16 protein-coding genes are annotated in these 20,729 nt (G+C 61.6%); 12 read left to right on the forward strand and 4 right to left on the reverse strand.

Annotated features, from left to right (window positions below):
* Nucleotides 1–21 precede the first annotated feature (21 nt).
* A complete protein-coding gene (locus tag OSJ75_RS01150; protein WP_267226291.1) occupies nucleotides 22–2,286 on the forward strand; it encodes a TonB-dependent hemoglobin/transferrin/lactoferrin family receptor in 2,265 nt (754 codons plus the stop codon).
* A gap of 54 nt (nucleotides 2,287–2,340) precedes the next feature.
* On the opposite strand, the gene OSJ75_RS01155 is transcribed toward OSJ75_RS01150, so the two are convergent.
* Nucleotides 2,341–2,685 carry a cupin domain-containing protein gene (locus tag OSJ75_RS01155; RefSeq protein ID WP_250013253.1) on the reverse strand — a complete coding sequence of 115 codons (345 nt, stop codon included), beginning with the start codon at nucleotides 2,683–2,685 and terminating at the stop codon, nucleotides 2,341–2,343.
* Between the two features lie 105 nt (nucleotides 2,686–2,790).
* Between OSJ75_RS01155 and OSJ75_RS01160 the strand changes: the two genes are divergently transcribed.
* The gene (locus tag OSJ75_RS01160) at nucleotides 2,791–3,531 is read left to right on the forward strand and encodes an AzlC family ABC transporter permease (protein ID WP_267226294.1); all 741 of its coding nucleotides are present in this window, start codon (nucleotides 2,791–2,793) and stop codon (nucleotides 3,529–3,531) included.
* On the forward strand, nucleotides 3,531–3,824 hold the full coding sequence (locus tag OSJ75_RS01165; protein ID WP_250013255.1) for an AzlD family protein: 294 nt from the start codon (nucleotides 3,531–3,533) through the stop codon (nucleotides 3,822–3,824). Before OSJ75_RS01160 ends, OSJ75_RS01165 begins: the two co-directional genes overlap by 1 nt.
* Nucleotides 3,825–3,830: 6 nt before the next feature.
* Here OSJ75_RS01165 and OSJ75_RS01170 read toward each other — a convergent pair whose 3' ends face one another.
* Complete coding sequence (locus OSJ75_RS01170; RefSeq protein WP_267227019.1) at nucleotides 3,831–5,669, reverse strand: aminopeptidase P family protein; 1,839 nt, start codon at nucleotides 5,667–5,669, stop codon at nucleotides 3,831–3,833.
* A gap of 235 nt (nucleotides 5,670–5,904) precedes the next feature.
* Here OSJ75_RS01170 and OSJ75_RS01175 point away from each other — a divergent pair, with 235 nt between their 5' ends.
* Entirely contained in the window at nucleotides 5,905–6,036 is a 132-nt protein-coding gene (locus OSJ75_RS01175) for a hypothetical protein (RefSeq protein WP_256473138.1), read from the forward strand.
* Nucleotides 6,037–6,059: 23 nt separating this feature from the next.
* On the opposite strand, the gene OSJ75_RS01180 is transcribed toward OSJ75_RS01175, so the two are convergent.
* Nucleotides 6,060–6,941, reverse strand: a complete 882-nt coding sequence (locus OSJ75_RS01180) for a 50S ribosomal protein L11 methyltransferase (RefSeq protein ID WP_267226300.1) — start codon at nucleotides 6,939–6,941, stop codon at nucleotides 6,060–6,062.
* 103 nt (nucleotides 6,942–7,044) lie between these two features.
* Between OSJ75_RS01180 and OSJ75_RS01185 the strand changes: the two genes are divergently transcribed.
* The 3 genes from OSJ75_RS01185 to OSJ75_RS01195 all read left to right on the forward strand — a co-directional run bounded on the left by OSJ75_RS01185 (nucleotide 7,045) and on the right by OSJ75_RS01195 (nucleotide 8,973).
* Complete coding sequence (locus OSJ75_RS01185) at nucleotides 7,045–7,683, forward strand: DapH/DapD/GlmU-related protein (protein ID WP_267226302.1); 639 nt, start codon at nucleotides 7,045–7,047, stop codon at nucleotides 7,681–7,683.
* Between the two features lie 68 nt (nucleotides 7,684–7,751).
* Entirely contained in the window at nucleotides 7,752–8,237 is a 486-nt protein-coding gene (locus OSJ75_RS01190; RefSeq protein ID WP_250013259.1) for a CreA family protein, read from the forward strand.
* A 157-nt stretch (nucleotides 8,238–8,394) separates the two neighbouring features.
* Nucleotides 8,395–8,973, forward strand: a complete 579-nt coding sequence (locus OSJ75_RS01195; protein ID WP_267227020.1) for an N-acetylmuramoyl-L-alanine amidase — start codon at nucleotides 8,395–8,397, stop codon at nucleotides 8,971–8,973.
* On the opposite strand, the gene OSJ75_RS01200 is transcribed toward OSJ75_RS01195, so the two are convergent.
* Complete coding sequence (locus OSJ75_RS01200) at nucleotides 8,960–11,401, reverse strand: ATP-dependent helicase (protein ID WP_250013263.1); 2,442 nt, start codon at nucleotides 11,399–11,401, stop codon at nucleotides 8,960–8,962. The genes OSJ75_RS01195 and OSJ75_RS01200 overlap by 14 nt on opposite strands.
* 236 nt (nucleotides 11,402–11,637) lie before the next feature.
* Between OSJ75_RS01200 and OSJ75_RS01205 the strand changes: the two genes are divergently transcribed.
* The 5 genes from OSJ75_RS01205 (at nucleotide 11,638) to OSJ75_RS01225 (ending at nucleotide 20,726) form a co-directional block, all read left to right on the forward strand.
* Nucleotides 11,638–13,974, forward strand: coding sequence for a glucose/quinate/shikimate family membrane-bound PQQ-dependent dehydrogenase (locus OSJ75_RS01205; protein WP_267226307.1), 2,337 nt, complete (start codon nucleotides 11,638–11,640; stop codon nucleotides 13,972–13,974).
* A 128-nt stretch (nucleotides 13,975–14,102) separates the two neighbouring features.
* Nucleotides 14,103–15,047 carry a hypothetical protein gene (locus OSJ75_RS01210; protein ID WP_267226309.1) on the forward strand — a complete coding sequence of 315 codons (945 nt, stop codon included), beginning with the start codon at nucleotides 14,103–14,105 and terminating at the stop codon, nucleotides 15,045–15,047.
* Between the two features lie 50 nt (nucleotides 15,048–15,097).
* A complete protein-coding gene (locus OSJ75_RS01215) occupies nucleotides 15,098–15,421 on the forward strand; it encodes a DUF2185 domain-containing protein (RefSeq protein ID WP_267226311.1) in 324 nt (107 codons plus the stop codon).
* Between the two features lie 95 nt (nucleotides 15,422–15,516).
* Entirely contained in the window at nucleotides 15,517–16,926 is a 1,410-nt protein-coding gene (locus OSJ75_RS01220; protein ID WP_267226313.1) for an FAD-binding oxidoreductase, read from the forward strand.
* A 119-nt stretch (nucleotides 16,927–17,045) separates the two neighbouring features.
* Nucleotides 17,046–20,726: an AsmA family protein gene (locus OSJ75_RS01225; RefSeq protein ID WP_267227021.1), complete on the forward strand. Its 3,681-nt coding sequence runs from the start codon at nucleotides 17,046–17,048 to the stop codon at nucleotides 20,724–20,726.
* Nucleotides 20,727–20,729 lie beyond the last annotated feature (3 nt).

The following is a 20,729-nucleotide window of genomic DNA, read 5'->3' on the forward strand; positions in this document are numbered from 1 at the left end:
AACTTCTCTGTGGGGATTGATATGGCTTTGACTCGAAGAATGTTCGGGCCACTGATGTGTGGCAGTGCGGGCATGATATTGGCGGCGATGGGGGCATCGCCAGCGTTTGCGCAGAGCGCCGATACGGGCGCAAGCGTGCAATTGGCGCCGATCGTATTGAAGGGCAAGGGGAGCGCCGGCTCGGGTGAAGCCACGCCGCTGACCACCGTCACCGATCGCGAGACCATCCAGAAGCGCATGGTCGATGATTTCAAGGATCTCGGCCGCCGTGTGGATGCGGGCGTCAACGTCAATTCCTCCAGCAAGAGCATCAATCTGCGCGGGCTTGACCGCGATCGCGTGCTGACCACGCTCGATGGCATCCGCGTTCCGTGGCTGTCGGATCCGCGCAGCACCCAGGGTGGCCTCGATTCGTTCGATTTCGACGGTCTGGGCAGTGTCGAGATCACCAAGGGCACCGATTCCAGCCGCTATGGCTCGGGTGCGCTTGGCGGCGTCATCATGCTGCGCACGCTCGATCCATCCGATGTGATCGGCGAGGGGCGCAATTGGGGCGCGATCACCAAGGGCACCTATGACAGTTCCGACGAGAGCTGGCGTACCAATGCCGCCGTTGCCGCCCGTTCGGGTGGCACCGAAATCCTCGTTCAGGGGGGCTATCGCGAAGGGCACGAGGTCGACACTTTCGGCGAGATCGGCGGTTATGGCGCGACGCGCTCGGAAGCCAATCCGGGCGACTACGATCAACGCAATCTCCTGGTCAAGCTGTACCAGAATGTCGAGGGCGGCCACCGCTTCGGCCTGACCGGCGAGATCACCAGGCGCAATGAGGATGTCGATAATTTCAGCGGCACGACTTCCTCCTACGTGCGCAATTCACTTCGCTCCGGCGAAGATTCCGAGCGCAAGCGGATCTCCGGCAGCTATGATTATGTCGCTCCGGACGGTTCCGGCTGGGTGGACGAGGCGCATGCCGTTGCCTATTGGGTGCAGCAGACGCTCAACAATACGACGGACGGCATTCGCTTGCCCGACGCTCGCGCCCGCATCATCCCCGGCGATCCTTTTCGCTACGGCTATCCGTCTGGCGTCTATCAGCGCGACAATGAGCTGAAGCAGGATTCCTATGGCTTCACCGGCCATGTGAAAAAGTCGGTCGAAATCGGCGATATCAAGCACACGTTCCGCCTCGGCGCCGAGCTCTATCGCTATGATCTGACGCAATATTCGGCCGGCGTCGACAATTGTCCGGATGTCGACTGGTCGCGGCTGCCGCAGCCATTCGGCCCGCAGTCCTGCCGCATGCTGCATTCCAACAGTTCCGACATGCCCGATGTCAAGACGACCGGGTTCGGCATCTATCTCGAGGACGACATCGAGCTCTTCGGCGGTCGCCTGACCTTGACGCCCGGCGGGCGCTTCGACTGGTACGAACACAGCCCCGAATCCACTGCGGCCTATGTGGGCGGACCGAACTATAGTGGCTCGCTTCCGGACAGCAACAGCGATTCCCGCTTCACGCCGAAGCTGCGGGCAACGTGGCACGCAACGCCGGACCTCGATTTCTATGCGCAATGGGCGCAGGGCTACCGCATGCCATCGGCAATGGAGCTTTACCAGAATTACGGCGCTCCCGGCTCCTATGCCCGCCTTGGCAATGCCGATCTGAAGCCCGAGACCAGCAATGGTTTCGAAATCGGCACCAAGTATGATGACGGCACCTATGCACTCTCGGCGAGCGTGTTCAACAATTACTACCGGAATTTCATCTACGACGGCGTCGTGATCGCGCCGCCGGGCGGCGAATATCCGGTCGGCGGCATCACCGGCTATGCCAATCTGAACAAGGTCCATATCTACGGTGCCGAGATCAGCGGCCAGATCAACTTCGCCAATAATTGGTATAGCTGGGCTTCCGTCGCCTGGACCGTCGGCAAGGACACCGAGGCGGATGCCTATCTGAACTCCATCCCGCCGTTACGCGGCATCCTCGGCGTCGGCTATAATGGCGATGGCTGGGGGGCGGACGTGTCATTGACCATGGCCGCCAGGCGCGACAAGGTCAGCGGCAACGGGTTCGTGGCGCCGGGTTACGGCATTGTCGATGCGACGGCCTATTGGGAGCCGAAATTCGCCAAGGGCATGAAGCTGCAACTGGGCGTGTTCAACATCTTCGACAAGAAGTACTGGAACGCGACGGATGTTGCCGACAGTCGCGGTCAGCCGATCGACTATTACACCGAGGCAGGACGCAGCGTTCGCGTCTCCCTGACGCAGAAGTTCTGACGGTTCTCACCGCAAAATGGCCGCCTCGTCATGGCGCGGCGGCCATTCATTCACTCATTCCAGCCATTCGGTCACGATCTTGGGGCTGGCGTGAATATTGATCGTTTCCAGTGCATCCGGGCCGAGATTGACGAATTTATGCGGGGTGTTGGCGGGAGAAACGACGATCTGGCCCTCGCTCGCATCGATCACTTCGCCATCCACAGTGAAGCGGGCATTGCCCTTGCGGACGACATAGGTCTCCGTATAGGGATGCCGGTGCAGACGAGGTCCGGCGCCGACACGGTCCTGATGGTTGAAGATGATCGAAATCTCCGATCCAAACGCGCCGCCGTTCAATTCGCCCCGCCACAATTCCGGATGCTGGGCCCAGTCGCTGCGATTGATTATTGTAGCCATTCCGATCCTCCCATGGGCGTTGCGTCATCGAGTTTCTGACGTATTGATGATTCCATCAATAAAACTTGCGTGACACGGGCAGCAAGCCTGTCATAAGGGACCCGCATGGATCAGCAGACACATCAGCACCTGCAAGGGGGTGTCGTGAGCACGAGCGCGCAGTTCTGGGAAGGTTTCGCCAGGGGCGTGCCGATCATGATCGCTTCGGCGCCCTTCGGCCTGCTCTTTGGCGCGCTTGCGATCGATAATGGCTTCACGCTGTCGGAAACGGTGCTGATGAGCGCCGCGGTCTATGGAGGCGCCAGCCAGATGGTCGGGATCGAATTGTTCGGCCAGAATATTCCCGCCTGGCTGATCATATTCTCGATCTTCGCGGTCAATTTCCGCCATGTGCTCTATTCGGCCGCAGTAGGGCGACGTATCGGCCATTTCCGGCCACTGCAGAGCCTTTTGAGCTTTTTCGTGCTGACGGATCCGCAATTTGCCGAGACGGAGCGCCGCGCCGAGGCGGGCCGGCAGATCACGTTCGCCTGGTATATCGGCGTCGCGGCACCGATCTATGTCATGTGGGTGGTCGAAGCCTGGATCGGTGCGCTTTTCGGCAATCTCATCAGCGATCCGCATGCCCTGGGCATAGACATGCTGCTGCCGATCTATTTCCTCGGACTCGTCATGGGCTTTCGCAAGCGCAACCACTGGGCGCCGGTCGTTGCCGCCAGCGCCATCGTTTCCATAGCAGCCTATACGTTCATCGGTTCGCCCTGGCATGTCGGCATCGGCGCCCTGGCCGGCATATTGACCGCCGTCATACTGGCGAAGCCCGATGATCGGCCGGAGGTCGAATAATGTCGGACACGTTCTGGATCATCGTCGCCGGCGCCGTGCTGACATTCCTGACCCGGATCGGCGGCCATCTCGTCCTGTCGCGGTTCGAGCGCGTCCACCCGCGTGTCGAGGTGGCGCTGAACGCAGTTCCGGCGGCCGTGCTGACGACGCTGGTTGCCCCCGCCGCCGCTAATGCCGACTGGCGCGGCCTGCTGGCATTGGCCATCGCCGGCCTCGTTTCGCTGCGCTTCAATGCCCTGACGATGTTCGTTGCCGGCGCAGCGGTGATCATCGTGCTGCGCCAGATTTCCTGATCCCGTTCAGCCTTCGTGGCCGAAAGGCTCCGTGGCCTCGATCAGCCATTGGCGGTTTTCCTCGTCCGCATGCGGCATCAGCGCCTCGCGCACGCGGGCATGATAGGCGTCGAGCCAGACGAGTTCCTCGCGCACCAGCAGGGACGTGTCGATCAGGCGCTTGTCGATCGGGCAGAGCGTGATCGTCTCGAAACCCATCATCGGCAGGTCGCCGCCTTCCGGAACCTGCGGCTCGGTCACGATCAACAGGTTCTCGGTGCGAATGCCGTAGCCACCGGGCTTGTAGTAGCCCGGTTCGTTGGAAAGGATCATCCCCGGAAGCAGTTCCTGCATGCCGCGCCTGGAAATGCTTTGCGGCCCCTCATGCACCGAAAGGAAGGCGCCGACGCCATGGCCGGTGCCATGTCCATAGTCATATCCCTGTTTCCAGAGTGCGATGCGGGCCAGAACATCGATATCCATGCCTCGCGTCCCCTTCGGAAAGCGCGCCGTGGATATGGCGATCATTCCCTTGAGAACGAGGGTGAACTTGCGCTTCATGTCGTCCGTCGGCGTGCCGATCGGCAGGGTGCGGGTAATGTCCGTCGTCCCATCGCGATACTGGCCGCCGCTGTCGATCAGATAGAGTTCGCCATCACCCAATATCCGGTTGGACTGCGTATTGACGCGGTAATGGGCGAAGGCGGCATTCGGCCCGGCGCCCGAGATACTGTCGAAGGAAAGGTTTTCCAGCGGCATCTGGAAGCTCTCGGCATTCCTGGTGCGGATTTCCTCGAGCTTCGTCGCCGCTCCGATTTCGTCGATCGTTCCGGGAGCCTGCGCGTCGATCCATGAGAGGAAGGAAACCATGGCCACGCCGTCGCGCAGATGCGCCTTGCGCGCGCCTTCGAGTTCCGCGCCGTTCTTCGTGGCACGCGGAAGGCGGGCAGGGTCGCTGCCCTCGATGACCATTCCGCCGGCCCTTTCGATGATCAGGCGGAAGTTTTCAGCGGCAAGGGACGGATCGAGGAGGATCGTCCTGCCTCCAGCCGCATAATCGGCAATGTCGCCTTCGAGTGCCGATGGCGCCCGCAGGGCGGTCAATTGCGTCAGATAGGCTTCCGGTTCGATCGGGAGCTTGCGCTTGTCGATGAAGAGCACCGGCTCGCCCTCGGCCGGGATCAGGGCGAATGCCAGGGGAAGCGGCGTATTGCTTACATCATTGCCGCGAATATTGAACGTCCAGGCAATGGATGAAGGATCGGTGATGATCGCCGCGTCTGCCCTGGCTCCCGCTATGATGGCGGCCATGTCGCGCAGCTTCTGGCTGGCCAGCCTGCCGGCATATTTCTCCGGCTGGATGGATACCTGTTCCAGCGGCGGCGCGGGCTGGTCGTCCCACACGAGATCGACGAGATTGTCCTTCACCGGCACCAGCGTGCCGCCATTGGCTTCGAGCGACTCGCGCAATGCCCGGGCCTCGCTGATCGTATGCAGCCATGGGTCGAAACCGATCCTGAGCTTGGTCCCCGACTTGCGGAACCAGCTTGCCGGCGGTGTATCGACGAGGCTTTCAATGGTGAAAACCGTGGGATCCGTCTGTTCGGCGGCCTGCAGCGTGTAGCGGCCATCGACGAAGAGATAGGCCTGTTTCCTCATGATCAGCGCGACGCCGGCGGAGCCCGTGAACCCGGTCAGCCAGGCAAGCCGCATGGCGCGGGGCGGGACATATTCCCCCTGATGCTCATCGGCGCGCGGAACGAGAAAACCATCAAGGCCGAGCGCTTCCAGTTCCGCCCGCAACAGGGCAACACGCGGCGCGCCGGTAGCAGGATTGCTTACGACCTCAAACGACTGGAACATGATGGCGGGACCTCTTTGTTGGTGGCCGACCCTAGCTTCCCGCCCCGGCCGACGCAACGGATGAGTGTTGCCGGCAACAGGTTTTTGCCGCCGAAAGGCCGGAAAACCGTGGGGCGAGGGCCGGTTTATATGCAGCTTCGTCATGACTGCCATGCCGCAACGGCAATAGTGGCGCTGCGGCGTGCGGCGTATGATGCTCGCGGGAGGATCGACAGGCCGATATTCGTGGAGATGAAATATGGCGCTCGTGATCCGATACGTTAAGACCGCACTGCAGAACCTCATCGCCTATCGCATGGCTGAAATGGAGCGGCATGCCGTCATTTACGCCGATGGCCGCCGCAAGCAGCAGATCAGCTATTATATCTGACGCCTGACGAGCCCGAGGGCCGCTCAGGCCGCGCTCGCCTTCAGATGCAGCGTGACCCAGCCCTCGCGGTGCAATGTCCGGTGGTGATAGAGGCCTTGCGCCCTGTAGGCGGCGAGGACCTTGTCCCTTTGCGAATCGAGAATGCCGGAGAGTATGAGCGAGCCGCCCCAGGCAAGGTGCCGGCGCATCTGGGGTGCAAGCTGCATCAGGGGCCGGGCCAATATATTGGCGACGATAAGCTCGAAAGGCGCATTGGCGCGGAACGAGGGATGGTGGAAGCCCGTTGCGGTCACCGCCTTCACTCTAGATGCAACGCCATTATTGGCGATGTTTTCCTGCGCCACCACTATGGCGACCGGATCGATATCGGTGGCGAGAACCGGGATCGGCGTCAGCCTGGCTATGCCTATGGCAAGCACGGCGCTGCCGGTGCCGAGGTCCAGCGCGTTGCGGGGATGTTCGCGCCGCACGACATGGCCGATCATTTCGAGGCAGCCGGACGTGGTGCCATGATGGCCCGTGCCGAAGGCCTGGCCGGCGTCGATCTCGATCGCAAGATCGTTGACGCGGCGGCGGTGGCGATCATGCGAGCCATGCACGAAAAAGCGCCCGGCGCGGACGGGCCTGAGGCCTTCCAGCGAATGGGCGACCCAATCGATATCGGGTAATTGTTCGCGCTGCAGGCCATGCTGGCCCGGCGTGTCGCCCAATATTTCCCGCATGCGCTGTTCTATTTCGTCCGGGTCGAACGAATAGACCGAAACCTCGTATATTTCCCGTTCTTCATCGATTTCGGATGACGAAATCGGCAGGCCTTCATCGTCGAAAGCACTTTCGAGGAGCGAAAAGATGCGCTCCGCTTCCTGCTTTTCCGCAGTGATGTAAACACGGGTCTGGGTTGTCATGATATGTGTCTTCCGGCCGAATTCAGTTCGAGGCTAGCCGTAACAGGATTTTCGCCATAGGCAATGCTTGATGAATCGGCGCATGAATTGCATGGGGGTGACGATGAGCGAAAACGAGGATTTACGCTTTCTGGACGAGCAGCCGCGGATCCATTCGACAGCGCAGTTGAAGGGGGTGAAGCTTGGCAAATATGCCGAAATCGGCGAGCGCGTCATCCTCCGCGACGTGAAGATCGGCGATTTCTCCTATATCGAGCGTCAGAGCGAGGGCATTTACACGGATATCGGCAAGTTCTGCTCCATCGCCTCGCAAGTCCGCCTCAATGCCCTCGAACACCCCATGGAGAGGCTGACGACGCACAAGATCAGCTACAGGCCGAATGAATATTTCCGCTATCAGGGCGTGGACGGCGCCTTTCGCGACATGCGCAGCGGCAAGCGCGTGACCATCGGCCATGATGTGTGGGTGGGCCATGGCGCCGTCGTCATGCCGGGCGTCGAGATCGGCCATGGCGCTGTGATCGGTGCGAATGCCGTCGTCACCAGGGATGTTGCGGCCTATTCGATCGTCGCCGGCAGCCCGGCGAAGTTCATCCGCAACAGGTTTCCGCGGCCGGTGGTAGAACGCCTGTTGCGATTGTGCTGGTGGGACTGGCCGCGCGAGATGATCTTCGATGCGATCGGCGATATGCAATCGCTGGAAATAGAGGCGTTTCTCGACAAGTGGGAGCGCACAGGCTGATATTCAGCTTGCAATGCGTGCGCGCAGTATCCACTTGGTTCAAGCATGTCGACAATCGGAGGTTACGGATGAAAAACTGTCTTCTTGCCGCAATGGTTCTGCTCGGCGCGGCCTCGCTGCCGGCGCAGGCGGAAGAGGTGGGGAAGGTCGGGGTCGATTGGCTCGGCAATGATATCGTCATCGATGCGGTCAGCGATCCCAAGGTTCAGGGCGTGACCTGCCATCTGGCGTCCTTCTCGCGCGGCGTCATCGACCGGCTGCAGAAGGGCAATTGGTTCGAGGACCCCTCCAACGCGTCCATCGCCTGCCAGCAGACGGGGCCGATCACGGTCGGCGACATCGATCTCGATGAGAACGGTGAACGGGTGTTCTCGGAGCGCACCAGCCTGATCTGGAAGAAGCTCATCATCACCCGCATCTACGACAAGGCCAATGACACGCTGATCTACCTCGCCCATGCCAGCCAGATTCAGGACGGTTCGGCCAAGACGTCCATCTCGACGATTCCGCTTTTCTCCGGCAACGTCACATGGTCCAAGGGCAAGCCCCAATAGGCAATTAACGGTGCCGCTCCCGAAGCGGCATTTTTGCTATTGCCTTATAGGATTATTTTCTTATTATACGCATGAGTTTTGAGATAAGAGGATTTTAATCATGGCATATTCCGTTTCCGATCATTGCCTCCTTTCCAGGTCCAAACCCGTCCCTTTCATGTCTTCGCCGAATTCCGGCGGGAGGCTTCGACCCCGGTTTCTCGTTATCCACTATACCGCGAGCGGTCCGAGGAGCGACGTGGCGTCATATTTCAGGCAGGAGGCGGCGAAGGTGTCGGCACATCTGGTCATCCGCCGCGACGGCACGGTGACGCAATGCGTGCCCTTCGACAAGATCGCCTGGCATGCGGGCCGGAGCCAGTGGCGCGGCAAGAACGGCAGGCGGTATGACGGATTGAATCAGTTTTCTATCGGCCTGGAACTGGAAAACTGGGGCGCGCTGACGCGAACCCGACAGGGATGGACGTCATGGTCCGGGGCGGCGGTCGACAGTGGATCGGTGATCGAGGCACGCCATAAATTCGGAGCACAGGATTGCGGATGGGAAACATTCCCGTCGCTACAGATGGACACCGCCATTGCCGCGGCAAAGGCGATCTGCCTCGCCTATGGCATCGAAGAGATCGTCGGCCATGACGATATTGCGCCCGACCGGAAAATCGATCCCGGTCCGGCCTGGGATATGGAACTGTTCAAGGCAGGCGTGGGGATGGGGACTGAACTCAGACTGGCTTGACGAAGCTGTCCAGCACGCGCTTCTGCCCGGCCTTGTCGAAATCGATCGTCAGCTTGTTGCCTTCGATCGCGGAGACATTGCCATTGCCGAACTTGATGTGGAACACGCGGTCGCCGACATCGAAGGGGGAGGGCGCATCGCTTACCGACTTGGCAACGAGCTCTCCATCGATGGTCTTGGCCTTTACCGAGCCGCGGCCGGCGCCGTGGCCGGAATCGGTCTCGCCATAGCCGATGCGTTCGACGCGGGCACCGGAGCGCGAGCCCCAGTTGTTGCGGGTTGCATCGGAGCGATTCTGCTGCGCCCTTTGCCAGCCGGGCGTGGAATAGGTGTTTTCGAACGGGTCCGCCCGGTCGAAGCGGGATTGCCCGTAGCTGCCCCGTCCGCCATAGCCGCCATAGGTATCGCCGCTGGCAACCACTTCCACATGCGCTTCCGGCAATTCCTCAAGGAAGCGGGAAGGTATGGTCGATTGCCACAATCCATGAATGCGGCGGTTGGAGACAAACCAGATATGGAGGTTTTTCTTGGCGCGGGTCACGCCGACATAGGCGAGCCGACGTTCCTCTTCGAGACCTGAGCGCCCGCCTTCGTCCAGGGACCGCTGGTGCGGAAACAGGCCTTCTTCCCAGCCAGGGAGGAAGACGGTTTCGAATTCGAGCCCCTTGGCGGAATGCAGGGTCATGATGTTGACCGCATCGAGGTTCTCGTTCTGCTCGGCATCCATGACCAGCGCCACATGTTCGAGGAACGAGCGCAGCGACTCGTATTCTTCCATCGAACGGACGAGTTCCTTCAAATTCTCGAGCCGCCCCGGCGCTTCCGCCGATCGATCGGCCTGCCACATGGCGGTATAGCCGGATTCGTCCAGTATTCTTTCGGCCAGTTCCGTATGCGGCGTCGAATCGATCAGCGATTGCCAGCGGCGGAAATTCTCAACCACTTCGCGCAGCGCCGAGCGTGGCTTGGGCTTCAGTTCCTCGGTCTGGACAAGATCGGCGGCGGCGTCGAGCATGCTGATGTCGCGCGCGCGGGCATAATCGTGCACCTGCCGGATCGCAGCCTCGCCAAGCCCGCGCTTGGGCGTGTTGATGATGCGTTCGAGCGCCAGATCGTCCGATCCCTGGGCGACCACGCGCAGATAGGCGAGGGCGTCCCTTATCTCCAGGCGTTCATAGAATCGCGGGCCGCCGACCACGCGGTAATTCAGCCCGAGCGTGACGAACCGATCTTCGAATTCGCGCATCTGGAACGATGCCCGCACGAGGATGGCCATGTTGTTGAGCAAGTGACCCTTGCGCTGCGCCTGCTCGATCTCCTCGCCGACGGCGCGGGCTTCCTCCTCGGAATCCCAGGCGGCATGGACGAACACCTTGGCATCGTCGGGATCCGGCGCATCTGTGAAGAGCGTCTTGCCGAGGCGTCCCTCATTATGCGAAATCAGGAAGGACGCCGCGCCGAGAATATGGGCGGTCGAACGGTAGTTTCGTTCGAGCCTGATGACCACCGCGCCCGGAAAGTCCTTCTCGAACCGCAGGATATTGTCGACCTCGGCGCCGCGCCAGCCATAGATGGACTGGTCGTCGTCGCCGACGCAGCAGACATTCTTCGATCCCTGCGCAATCAGACGCAGCCACATATATTGCGCGGTATTGGTGTCCTGGTACTCATCGACGAGGATGTAGCGGAACTTGTTGTGATATTCCTTGAGAATATCGGGATAGGCACGGAACATGCGGATGGGGTGGCACAGAAGATCGCCGAAATCGCAGGCATTGAGCGTTTTCAGCCGGTTCTGGTAGGCAGCATACAATTCGCGGCCCTTGCCGTTGGCGAAGGCGCGTGCATCGCCTTCCGGTATTTCGGACGGTCCAAGACCCTTGTTCTTCCACCCGTCGATCATCAGGGCGAATTGCTTGGCGGGCCAGCGCTTGTCGTCGAGGCCCTCGGCCTGGATCAACTGCTTGATCAGCCGCACGACGTCGTCCGTGTCGAGAATGGTGAAATCGGAGCGCAGGCCGACCAGTTCCGCATGCCGGCGCAGCAGCTTCACGCCGATCGAGTGAAAGGTGCCGAGCCATGGCATGCCCTCGACTGCGCCGCCGACAAGAACGCCGATGCGCTCCTTCATCTCGCGCGCGGCCTTGTTGGTGAACGTCACCGCCAGGATCTGGCTTGGCCATGCCTTGCCGAGAGACAGGATATGGGCAATTCGCGACGTCAGCACCCGCGTCTTTCCCGTGCCCGCGCCAGCGAGGACCAGCACCGGACCTTCGGTTGTTTCCACCGCCAGGCGCTGCTCAGGGTTGAGCCCGTTCAGATAGGGCGGGGCGCCCCGCGCCTGCATTGCACGCGCGGCGATACCCGAAGGCCGGCTGGGCACATCAGGTTCATCAAAGAACGGCATATCGTCGGCTAATCCGGACATTTGGTCCCAATGTAGTGATTCGGGACCGAAAAACCAGATAAAAACGGATACAAAAAGAGAACGCGGCAGATTGAAGCTATAGGGTGTGCAAAACCCCCAGTTGAATCAAGGGAACCGTGTTGCGTCACGGCGATTATGGGCCTACTCCTTTCGATTAATGGGATATTCGTCCGGCAATTCAGCTGGATACTTCGCTGCCGTCGACCTTGGTTGAGCTTGAAAAAGGACTCTGCTCCATGGCTGTAAATCTCACCGCTCTCCTGCTCCTCATCATTGCTGCGGCCCTCGGCGCCGGCGGTGTCTGGCTCGCCGTCCTCGGCGGCAGCTGGTATTACGTCATTGCCGCGATCGCCTTTCTATTGACGGCCATACTGCTTTTCCGCAGGCGCTCGTCGGCGCTGCTGGTCTACGCCCTGCTGGTGATAGGAACGCTGGCCTGGGCGATATGGGAAATCGGGCTCGACTGGTGGCAACTGGCGCCGAGAGGCGGGGTCATCATGCTCATCGGCCTCTGGCTGCTGACGCCGTGGGTGAGGCGCGGGCTGGTGTCCACGGACGGAAGCGTCCGCTCGTCATGGGGCGGCGCGGTGCCGCTCCTGCTCAGCGTCGTCGCGGCGCTCGCCATCGCCGGCTATTCGATGACGCGGGACCCGCTTGCCATTGCCGGGAAGCTGAGCGAAGAAGTGGTGTCCGATTCTGCCGATCTCGGTGGAAATGTTCCGCCCGAGGACTGGCACCAATATGGCCGCACCCCCTATGGCCAGCGCTATTCGCCGCTCAACCAGATCACGGCCGAGAATGTCGGCCAGTTGAAGGTTGCCTGGACCTACCAGACCGGGGACGTGAAGCTGCCGGAGGATGTGGGCGAAACCACCTACCAGGTGACGCCGCTCAAGATTCGCGACACGCTTTTCATCTGCACGCCGCACAATTGGGCGATCGCGCTGGATGCGAAAACGGGCAAGCAGAAGTGGAAATTCGATCCCAATGCCGGGCTCAATCCCGACCGCCAGCATCAGACCTGCCGTGGCGTTTCCTATTATGCGGATCCGGCGATCCAGCCGGGACAGCCCTGCGCGGAGCGGGTCTACCTGCCGACATCCGATGCGCGCCTGATCGCGCTGGACGCAGCCAATGGCCAGATCTGCACCAGCTTCGCCGATGGCGGCACCCTGCATCTGGAACAGGGCATGCCCTACAATCCGGCCGGCTACTATTATTCGACGTCGCCGCCAGTGGTCGCGGCCGGGAAGATCATCGTCGGCGGCGCGGTCAACGACAATTATTCGACGCAGGAGCAGTCCGGCGTCATCCGCGCTTTCGACATCAATACGGGCGCCCTCGTCTGGAACTGGGACTCGGGCAATCCGGATGTGACGACGCCATTGCCGGAGGGGCAGAAATACACGCATAATTCGCCGAACAGCTGGTCCGTCTCCAGCGCCGACGAGAAGCTCGGCCTGCTCTATGTGCCGCTCGGCAACCAGACTCCGGACCAGCTGGGCGCCGGGCGCACCGAGCATGTGGAGAAATATTCGTCGTCCATCGTCGCCCTCGATCTCAATACGGGACAGGTCCGCTGGGTACGCCAGACGGTCCACCACGACCTCTGGGACATGGACGTTCCCTCGCAGCCGACGCTGGTCGACATCAACACGGCGAGCGGCACCGTGCCGGGGCTGGTCGGGCCCACCAAGCAGGGCGACATCTATGTGCTCGACCGGCGGACGGGCGAGCCGATCCTGCCCGTCAAGGAAGTGCCTGCGCCCACCGGCGCCATCGAGGGCGATTTCACCGCTCCGACACAGCCGGTATCGGACCTGACTTTCATGCCGCCGCCGCTGACCGGCAAGGACATGTGGGGCGTCTCCATGTTCGACCAGATGGTCTGCCGCATCCAGTTCCTGCAATTGCGCTATGAGGGCCGGTACACGCCGCCATCGCTGCAGGGCACGCTGGTCTATCCGGGCAATTTCGGCGTCTTCAACTGGGGCGGCATCGCGGTCGATCCGGTGCGCCAGGTCATGTTCGGCATGCCGACCTATCTGGCATTCACGTCGAAGCTCGTTCCCCGCGCCGACGTTCCGCCGCCGGGCCAGGGCACGAAAGGCAGCGAGCAGGGCCTGAACCGCAACGAGGGCGCTCCCTACGCAGTCATCATGGGGCCGTTCGTGTCGCCGCTCGGCCTTCCGTGCCAGGCGCCGCCATGGGGCTATGTTGCGGGCGCCGACCTCAGGACAGGCAAGATCGCCTGGAAACACCGCAATGGCACGGTGCGCGATTCCTCGCCTCTGCCCCTGCCGTTCAAGGTGGGCGTGCCCGGCATCGGCGGCCCCATCATCACGGCGGGCGGCGTCGCGTTCCTCGGGGCGGCCGTGGATAATTTCTTCCGCGCCTATGATGTGACCGACGGACGCCAGCTTTGGGAAGCACGCCTGCCGGCGGGCGGGCAATCCACGCCGATGACCTATTCGCTCGACGACAAGCAATATGTGGTCATCGTGGCGGGCGGCCATGGATCGGTGGGCACCAAGCCGGGCGATTACGTCATCGCCTATACCTTGCCGGACTGATCCACGACGCCAACGGTTCCTCGGCCTTGCGGGCGGCTGCAACAGCCAGCCGTCCGCGCCGCAACCAATCGCTTGCCGGATCGTTTTCGGGACACTACTTGTGGGCTGAAACACAGGATTTATCCCGAATGCGAATTTTGTTCCTGGCCTTTTTCCTGCTGGTGGCCGCAGTCAATCCTCTCATTGCCCAGGAAGCGCGCTTTCCCGAAGGAGCCAGCGTCGGCCTGGTGCCGCCGGCGGGACTGGTCCCTTCGGCTCGGTTCAGCGGTTTCGAGGATGCGGCAAAGGGCACCTCGGTCGTCGTCACCGAACTGCCGGTCGAGGCCTATGCGAGCATTGCGGCCAAGTTCAACAAGGAAGGGCTTGAGGCTACCGGCATCGCGATCACCAGCGGGCCGGAGGACTGGCCGGTAGAGGGGGCCGTCGTTTCCAGGATCGTTCGCGGCAGCCAGGTCGCTGCCGGAGTCCGCTACCGGAAATGGGTGGTGCTCATCGGAGCGGAGAAGCTGACCGCGATGGTGACCGTCCAGATACCGGAAGGCGTGCAGGGCGGACTGTCCGACGAGGATGTCGACAAGACGTTGCGCAGCATCCGATTGCGCGCGCCGGTCACCCTGAACGATCAGATCGCGACGCTGCCCTTCAAGGTCGCCGACCAGGCGGGTTTCCGTCCTGTCCGCGTCATTGCGGGAGCGACGCTGCTTCTCACCGAAGGTCCGAACGATGTCGCGGCCAATTCGCTGCAGCCGGTGATCATCATCGCGTCCAGTCTCAGCAGCGCACCTGCCGCCGCGACGCGAATGGAATTTGCGAAACAGGCTTTCCTTTCGCTCACCGGCATTAAGGACGTGCAATCCGACAATGAAACGAGTTCCCAGGCTGGCGAGGCCGAGTGGATCGAGATCGATGGCAAGGCGACCGATACGGTGAACGGCGACGCTCTCTACGTCGCGCAGGTCGCCCGTTTCGAAGCTGAACGCTATGTGCGGGCGATCCTGATCGTGAGGGAAAGCGAGAAGGACAAATATGCCTCCCGTTTCCGGACGCTAGCCAAGTCCATGACGATCAACTAAAATTGGCCATGGAGAAAAGTTACCGACTCACCAAGTCCGAAATTCGGCCATTGATCCGGAACTATGGCGGCTGCATCGCCACCGACACGATCACGATCGACGGCTACCCGGTACGGTTCATGTACCGCGAATATCCGGACAATGAGCAGGATAGCGGCTGGCGCTTTCTTTCCGGATTCGAGAGCGACGACTATATGGAAGACCCTGCCAATAGCGGGATATTCGACGTCAATACCATCGCCAACTACGATCCCAGCATCATACCCCTGCTGGATTCGCCCTTCGGCAGCGTCTTCGAGAAGACGGGCGAACAGGAGCGCTTCGTCGCGGTCACGGACTGGCATCCGGACGAAGATGAGGATGACGACGCCTGAGGCCGGCTCACACTGAGTTACAACTGGACAAGTTGTGTGCATTCCTCGAAAATGCGCCCCTGTAAAAACATATCTCGTTGAATTCGGAGACCGGAATGGCATTGGCAGACGCAGGTGCATTGCTGCGCAACGAAAACGGCATCGCGACCGTTGTTTCGATACTGAAAAAACGCTTTGGAGACAGTGCGCAAGGCGGCCAGGCAATTCGTCAGCAGCACGCCCATACGACCAGCTATGTGCCCAATCAGGCGCCAGACCTCGTGGTTTTCGCGCAATCGGCCGAGGATGTGCAGGAAGTCGTCCGGCTTTGTGGCGAATGGCAGGTTCCGGTCATCGCCTTCGGAACCGGCACCTCGCTCGAGGGGCAGGTCAATGCACCAGCCGGCGGCATCTGCATCGACATGTCCCGCATGAACCGGATTCTCAAGGTGCATGCCGAGGATCTGAACGTGGTCGTCGAGCCCGGCGTTACCCGCAAGGAACTCAATGAATATCTGCGCGATACGGGGCTCTTCTTCCCGATCGACCCCGGTGCCAATGCGAGCCTTGGCGGCATGGCGGCGACGCGCGCCTCCGGCACCAATGCGGTTCGCTACGGCACCATGCGCGAGAACGTGCTGGCGCTGAAGGCGGTCATGCCCGACGGGCGGCTGATCACCACGTCGAAACGCGTGAAGAAGACCTCGGCGGGCTATGATCTGACCCGCTTGCTCGTCGGCTCCGAGGGGACACTGGGCATCATTACCGAGCTCACCTTGAAGCTCTATGGCATTCCCCAGGCGATTTCCGGCGGGATATGCCCGTTCCCGAACCTTGAAAGCGCGTGCAACACCGTTATCGAGACCATCCAGATGGGTATTCCGGTAGCGCGCATCGAACTCGTCAACGAACTCGAAATGAAGGCGATGATCGCCTATTCGAAGCTGGACTACGCGCCGGCGCCCTATCTCTTCCTCGAATTCCATGGCAGCGAAACCAGCGTCGCCGAACAGGCGGAGATGTTCGGCGAGATCGCGGCTGCCAATGGCGGCGGCGAGTTCCGGTGGACGGCGAATGCCGAGGAGCGCGAGAAACTCTGGTCTGCGCGGCACAATTCCTATTTTGCCTGCATGACGCTTGCCCCGGGCAAGCAATCGCTGTCGACGGATGTCTGCGTGCCGATTTCGCGCCTTGCCGAATGTATCGTGGAGACGGAAAAGGACATCGAGAGCAGCGGCCTGATCGCGCCGATCGTCGGGCATGCGGGGGATGGAAACTTCCATGTCCTGGTGCTTTTCGACGAGAACAACCCGCGGGAGATCGAGAATGTCGAGGCCTTCGTCGAGCGGCTCAACCTGCGGGCCATCGCGATGGACGGCACCTGCACGGGCGAGCACGGCATCGGACAGGGCAAGATCAAGTTCCTGCGCGCCGAGCTTGGCGGGGCGGTGGATGTGATGGAAACGATCAAGCGGGCGATCGATCCGGGCAATATCATGAATCCGGGCAAGATCTTACGGCTTTAGGTTCAGAATTTGAATCGGCTTGCTGATGCAAATTGTTGCCACCTGCTCATGCGAGCATTGTGGCTGCATGATCAGGCTGGAATAATCGGAGTGAGACACTGGCGCGTCTGTTTGTATTCATCGGTGGGCTACTGGTAGTTCTGCTGACGGCGGCGTTGGTGGTGCCCTATTTCGTCGATTGGGCGGGCTATCGCTCTGCCTTCGAGCGCGAAGCGTCGGCGCTGCTGGGGCGGCCTGTCACGGTGGCCGGCACGGCCAATGCGCGGCTTTTGCCGTTCCCGTCGGTGACATTTTCGGATGTGCGGGTAGGGGAGCCGGGAAGCGAGCCGCTGATGACCATAGAGAAGTTCTCGATGGATGCGGAACTCGCGCCCTTCCTGCGCGGCGAAGTGCTGATCTTCGACATGCGGGTCGAAAAGCCCTCGGCGGTGGTGCGCATCGACGAAGAGGGTCGATTCGACTGGACGATCCGGCCGAGCAGCCCATTCGGCTCCGCGCAGGTCAAGCTGGAAAACATGCGCATCACCGACGGCGCCGTCATCATCCGCGACCAGTCGACATCGACCACGCGCACGATCAGCAATGTCGATGCGACACTGTCGGCTGCCGATCTTTCCGGGCCATGGAAGTTCGGCGGAACGCTGTTCTTCAACGGCCGAAAACTGTCCATGACCGCCTCGACCGGGCAGGCGAAGCCCGATGGAAGCATGCAGTTGCGCACGCGCGTGGTCCCCGACGACATTCCGGTTACGGTCGAGACCGACGGGCAATTGGTGCTGGAGAACCAGGGCCTGAAATATGGGGGGACGATCAATCTCCGTTCGGCGGATGCCGCGCCGACGCCCGCTGCCGCGCCGGCGCCCGCTGCCGTAACGAGCCGCACGCCGGCAGAGCCGCCGCTGCTCGCCAGCGTGCGCGTCAATGGCCGGTTCGAAGCCGATCATGCGAAGATCAGCATACCGGAATTCCAGATGGAGCAGGGGAAGGCGGATGATCCCTACCGGATCACCGGCAACGCCTTGTTCGACTATGGCCGGGATCCCCGTTTCGAAATCAAGGCCGACGGTCAACAGGTGACGTTCGGCAATGGCACGGAAGAGAACACGACGCCTCGCCCGCAAGTATTGAGCGAAAGGCTCAGTGTTTTCCGGCGTCTCATGGACCAGCTGCCCGTTCCGACCGTGCCCGGAAAGATCGATCTCAATCTGCCGGCCATCGTTGCGGGCGATACCACCATCCGGTCCGTCACGGTCGACGCTGCGCCCTCCGGCGGCAATTGGCTGATCAACCAGCTTCGGGCCGAACTGCCGGGAAGAACGCAGTTCGAGGCGAAGGGAACGCTGCAGGTCGGACAGAATTTCGGCTTTGACGGCGATCTTCTGATCGCGTCGCGGCAGCCTTCCGGCCTTGCGGCGTGGCTGACCGATTCGGTGGACGAGGCCATAAGGCGGCTTGCGGGGGCCGGTCTTTCCGGCAAGGTCAGCCTGCATGAGGACCTGCAAAAGGTCGACAATCTGGAAGTGGCGCTCGGCGGGGCCTCGCTCAAGGGTTCGCTCGTTCGCAGCGCCAAGGGCGCATCCATGCCGCTTACCCAGCTCAAGCTGGAGGGTGGCGCGCTTGATGCGGATGCACTGCGTGCGTTTTCATCATTGTTTGGCAGCGGCGACCGGCCGCAACTTCAGGGCCAGGATCTGGACGTCTCGCTCAAGATCGGACCGGTCGCGGCTGAAGGGCTCAAGGCGGAAAGTCTGGATACGGCGTTCAGGGTGCGTGAGGGCGCATTCGACATCGATCGCCTGACGATCAGCAATGTCGCCGGAGCGACGATCACGGCGACGGGCAGGGTGGAGCCTTTCAAGGCTGAGCCATCCGGTTCGATCGACGCCACGATACTTTCGGATGATCTTGCTCCGCTGCTATCGACGCTTGGCCAGCGGTTTCCATCCTTTCCATTCCTGCAGACGCTGAACCGGCATTCGGCCCGGTTTCCGGGGCTGTTCAGCGATACGCAACTCAGCCTGCTCGCCAATACGCTGAAAGGCGACAGCGGCAGGGAAGAGTTTTCCTTCAGCGCCGCCGGAAACTCCGGCGGAATGACGCTCAATTTCTCAGGCACGGCTGCAACGGCCGCCAATCAGCCGCGCACGCTCGAACTGACGATGAACGGACGGTCGGGCCAGGCTGAAAACCTGATGGCGCTGCTCGGCCTGCCGGCGCTTCCACTTGGACTTGCGGGAGAGCTCGAGGCCGATCTTGCGCTGAAAGGCGATGAGAAAAGCGGGCTGCAGACGCAGGTCTCGTTGAAAGGGCCGGGTGGCCGCGCGCTGGTCGATGGCAGTTTCAGGCAGACGGGAGACGCCATGAGCGGCGAGGGGCGCGCATCGGTCAAGGTCGACGACATCGATCCGTATCTCGCGACCACGGGCTACTCACTGCCGGGATTCGGCAATGGCACGCCTGTCGATCTTGCCAGCAGCTTCCAGCTCGCCAATGGCAAGCTGACGCTTCCGGATCTGAGCGGCCAGGTCAATGACGGAAAGGTGACGGCGCGGCTCTCCGCGTCGATAGACCAGGGCGTCCCCAATATCGAAGGCAGCGCCAAGCTGGCGACGCTGGATCTTGATTCCATGGCGCAATTCATCCTCGGCATCGGCACGACAGCCGGTGGCAGCGAAGAGGAATGGCCGCGCCAGGCATTTGCTGCCGGGGCGCTCTTTCCCGCCAATCTCAATGTTGCGCTGGCCATTGACGAGGCGGATGCGGGCGCATTGGGGCCGATCAGGAATTTCGCGGCGACCGCGTTCATCAAGGATGGATCGCTGCGTTTCGAAAATACCAATGGCGAATTGTTCGGCGGCAAGCTGACCGGGATGTTCGAACTGCGCAACACGAGCGGCACAGGGCTCGCGACGGCGCAGTTCACGCTCGATCAGGCGGCGCTCGATCATCTCTATCGACGCAATAACCCGCCGGTGAAGGGCCAGGCGCGGCTTTCGGCCTCGATAAATGCTACCGGCCAGACGCTTGCCGAGCTCATGGGCTCGGTTGCCGGGTCGGGCGCGGTGACAATCAACGATCTTACGATCAACGCGATCAATCCGGCCGCTTTGCAACCGATCCTTGCCGATATTGACGGCATCGAGGGGCCGGTGACGCCGGATGCGGTCGAAGCGACGATCAACAAGCATCTGCATGCAGGCGTACTCACGGTTCCCCAGACGGAGATAGCCTATACGATCGCCGGCGGCATCGCCCGGACCTCGAGCTTTCAGCTGAAGGGCGATGGCGCCAGCCTGACCGGCGATCTGCGGGTCAATCTCGACGACATGTCGGTGGCTTCGAAGGGCAAGATCAGTTTCGATCCCGGCAAGTCCGTCGTGGTGGGTGCCGATCCCGAAGTGGAATTTGCGCTGCTCGGGCCCTGGGGCGATGCGGCGGCAAACCTGAACCGCCAGCCGCTCGAGCAATTCCTGACGCAGCGGGCGCTTGAGCGCGAACAACAGCGGGTAGAGACGCTCCAGGCTTCGCTGATGGAGAAGCAGCGCCTGCGGCGGGAAGTGCAATTGTTCCAGTTCCGCGCCGACGAACGGGTGCGGCTGGCAGAGGAGGCTCGCCTGAAAGCCGAGCGCGAAGCGGCCGAGCGGAAGGAAGCGGAGCGGAAAGCGGCCGAAGAAGCCGCTCGCCGGGCGCAGCAGCAGTCAAATCCGGCGGCGCCAGCGCAAGGCGAGCGCTCCACCGGCGGGGCCATCGACCAGCGCTCGGTGGAGGAGTTCCTGAAGTCGCTCGAGCCGGCGCCCTGATCG

It is taken from the genome of Phyllobacterium sp. 0TCS1.6A (assembly GCF_026420825.1).
Taxonomy (GTDB): Bacteria; Pseudomonadota; Alphaproteobacteria; order Rhizobiales; family Rhizobiaceae; genus Phyllobacterium.